Annotated in this window: 3 protein-coding genes and 1 pseudogene; 1 reads left to right on the top strand and 3 read right to left on the bottom strand. The window is 59.1% G+C overall.

Going from position 1 to position 2,749, the window contains the following annotated elements:
• The 3 genes from EN914_RS30955 to EN914_RS30945 form a co-directional block, all read right to left on the bottom strand.
• A partial coding sequence (locus EN914_RS30955) for a transglutaminase-like cysteine peptidase (protein WP_127389495.1) occupies positions 1 to 506 on the bottom strand: 506 nt, incomplete at its 3' end.
• Between the two features lie 241 nt (positions 507 to 747).
• Positions 748 to 1,365 (bottom strand): PilZ domain-containing protein, encoded by a 618-nt coding sequence (locus tag EN914_RS30950; RefSeq protein ID WP_013531341.1) that lies wholly within the window; start codon positions 1,363 to 1,365, stop codon positions 748 to 750.
• A gap of 183 nt (positions 1,366 to 1,548) precedes the next feature.
• The gene (locus EN914_RS30945; protein WP_024503876.1) at positions 1,549 to 2,181 is read right to left on the bottom strand and encodes a PAS domain-containing protein; all 633 of its coding nucleotides are present in this window, start codon (positions 2,179 to 2,181) and stop codon (positions 1,549 to 1,551) included.
• Positions 2,182 to 2,569: 388 nt separating this feature from the next.
• Here EN914_RS30945 and EN914_RS30940 point away from each other — a divergent pair.
• Positions 2,570 to 2,749, top strand: a pseudogene (locus EN914_RS30940) (rhomboid family intramembrane serine protease); the annotation flags it as partial.

Below are 2,749 nucleotides of genomic sequence, written 5' to 3'. Positions count from 1 at the left end.
GTCCAGGACAGGACCTTGGTCTCAAGATTGTCGAGGATGAATTCTCCGAGGCTGGTGCGCACGGTCAGCACCGCGTGGCCGTCGCCATTCGGCTGGCGCGCCACCGTCATCAGCAGATTGCCGGCGGGGACGCCCGCATCCATCAACTCGCGGCGCTTTTCCAGCGCGTAATCCTCGCAATCGCCATAGCCATTGGCCGGATAGGCCCAATATTCCTCGACACCGTAGTTTTCCATGTCGGTGCGCGGCTTGATGCGGGTGTTGACCGAATTGTTGATGTTGACGATCGTCGCCCACAGCTTGCGGGTCAGTTCGACCGGCGCACCCCTGCGGGTCCGTTCGCTGCATTCGCCGGGAATGCGCTGGCAGAACTCATAGTGACCAACAGGCTGGGTGGTGCGTCCGCCGGTGTGCATATAGGCCGGTCCCGCGGCATATGCTGATCCCCAAGCGGAAAGCTGCATCGCCATTGCCGCCAGCAACAGCTTGCCCCTCGTTTTCTTCATTGTTGTGGTCTCCCCGTTCGAAGGAGACATTGCCACATGTGGATTTATTTGACGCAAAAGCGCGAAGTAGATATTGAGTAAAAGTCCAATAGAATAAACGTAAAATTTGAATCATTTGAGTATTAATTCGTTTGGATCTGAAGGCTCCCACCTCGGGCGCGGAGCGCTCCCAGAAACAAGCTCCCAGAAACAAAAAACCGGCCGCAAGGGCCGGTTCCTGGAATGTTGCTGTCGGGCCTGCTCAGGCGCGTGGCGTGTTGAATTCGGAATCAAGCGTTTCGGGACGCTGGATCACAGCGAATTCGATGGCGACGCCATCCTCGAAATGACGCACGACCTGCCCGCGCATGGTGCCAAGCATGACCTGGATGCCGATCGCCGGTTTGACGTCGATTTCGACAGCGGCGCCGGAGAGCGAAAGGTCGATGATGCGGCACTGGTACTGGCGGCCGTCGGTGAGCTGCAGCACGCTTGTCGGATTGCGCGGTGCGACGCGCTCGTGGCGGCGATCTTCCGGCAGGTCGAGTTCATGCTTGTTGGCCAGCCAGGTCAATTGCGCGGCCAGCTTGTCCTTCTTGCGATCCGACGCAATGACGGTCATCGCGAAACCGTCCTGCAGGGTGCGTGTGACGACGCCTTCGATGCGGCCGATATGATCGATGTAGGCGATGATTTTTTCGCCGGGCATGCCGATGCGGTCGGTGCGAAACGCGACATTGCCCGGTGACATGTCGACGACCTGGCAGGGATGTTCGGTGCGGTCTTCCAGCATGAAGCGTCCGTAAATTTTAACCCGGACGCGCTGAAAGTTTCGCCTTTCAGCTTGGGACGGCGCATAGTCGACCGCCGCTGACCTCATGACTGCCTACACCCCGTTTGGCATCCCGCGCGCCGATGCGAGGAACTTCATCACAGAAGTACAACAAAGCGGGTTAACAAAGGGGAAAAGCGGGCGCTCCAGCGTTTTCCTTTTTGCTGGCCGTGGTGCCAAAACCGCCGCGCAGTTTTGGGCGACGTGCATCAGGTCTCAAAAAACAGCGGACTATTCCTCGCGCCCGCCATCGAAGACGACGAGATGACGGATGCGACGCACCCGGCCGAGCGCCGAGATCGTCTCGGGTGCCCCAAGTTCATCGGGAACAAGCGAGGGAACATCGATCGCCGGGCGATTGTTCAGAAGCTCCTTCTCCGGATCTATGACGCGGATTGAATCGATCAACGCATCGGTGATCGGATCGGCACCCAGCCAGAAGGGTTTCTCCACGGCGCTGATGACGCCCAGGCAGCGCGGATTTTCGACGCCGCCGTCCAGCGGCAGGGCAAGCAGTTCGAACTTATTGGAGCGCCCGTTGCGGCTGAAGCCCTCATAGCTGATGAGCACGACCGATTTCTGCTCGAACACGCCATGGATCAGGCGCGAGACGAGCCGCTGGTCCTTCTCGCGCCACAGCGATGGAAAGGAAAACCCCTTGAGCTCGCGGCCGTAGCAGGCGCAAAGCCTTGTGCCGGCCAGCCGGAATACGGCCTGTCCGCGCGTGTCACGTTCCAGGATAAAGGTGTCGGCCAGCAGCGACTTGATGTCGGCCGGTTCGACCTCCGAACGCTTCGGGGCGGGGCGTCCATCACGCAGGCGGTTCCAATATTGGAACAGCGTGATCGATCCATTCTGGTTCATGCTATGCTGCTCCGCGCAATCTGTCGTCTGATGTCCCATCGGTGAACAGAAGGGCGCCCTCCGAGGACCTACATGCGTTGCGGAGCAGGAAGCGTGCCAGCGTCGTTAACACTTGTTCACGGGTCGGGGCCGTTAAGGTTAACAAGTGGTTTACGTTGCGTCTGAGCGAGCCCCGTGGCACACAAAAACCACTCCAGAAGCGGTCGTTTCGCGACGATCGGCAGCACTTCAGTCAGAGTTTTAGGGGAGCAGGGGGCTCGACCGGCCGTTCAAGGGAAACCTTGAACGGCTTCTTTTTTGATTCGCGCCAGATGATTCGCGGTTTGCTGTTCGGTCCGCGTTAATCTAGATGCTCGAACCTGGAATCCCGCAGTGAGTGCAATTTCAAATGAGTGAACCGGTAATTCCCTCGGAAGCCGACCCGGTCGAGGGCGCGCCCGAGCCGCGGCGCGAGCCGGTGTTCAACCTGCCGCCCGTCGTGCTGGCGGTGATCGGCATCTGCATCGTCGTCTATCTGTTGCAGCAATATGTGTTGAGCGAATCCCAGCAGATGACATTGCTGTATGAC

This window comes from Mesorhizobium sp. M7A.F.Ca.CA.001.08.2.1 (assembly GCF_003998455.1).
Classification (GTDB): Bacteria; Pseudomonadota; Alphaproteobacteria; order Rhizobiales; family Rhizobiaceae; genus Mesorhizobium; species Mesorhizobium ciceri.
Note: the sequence above shows the minus strand (reverse complement) of the source record. Positions and strands in the feature narration are given on the sequence as shown.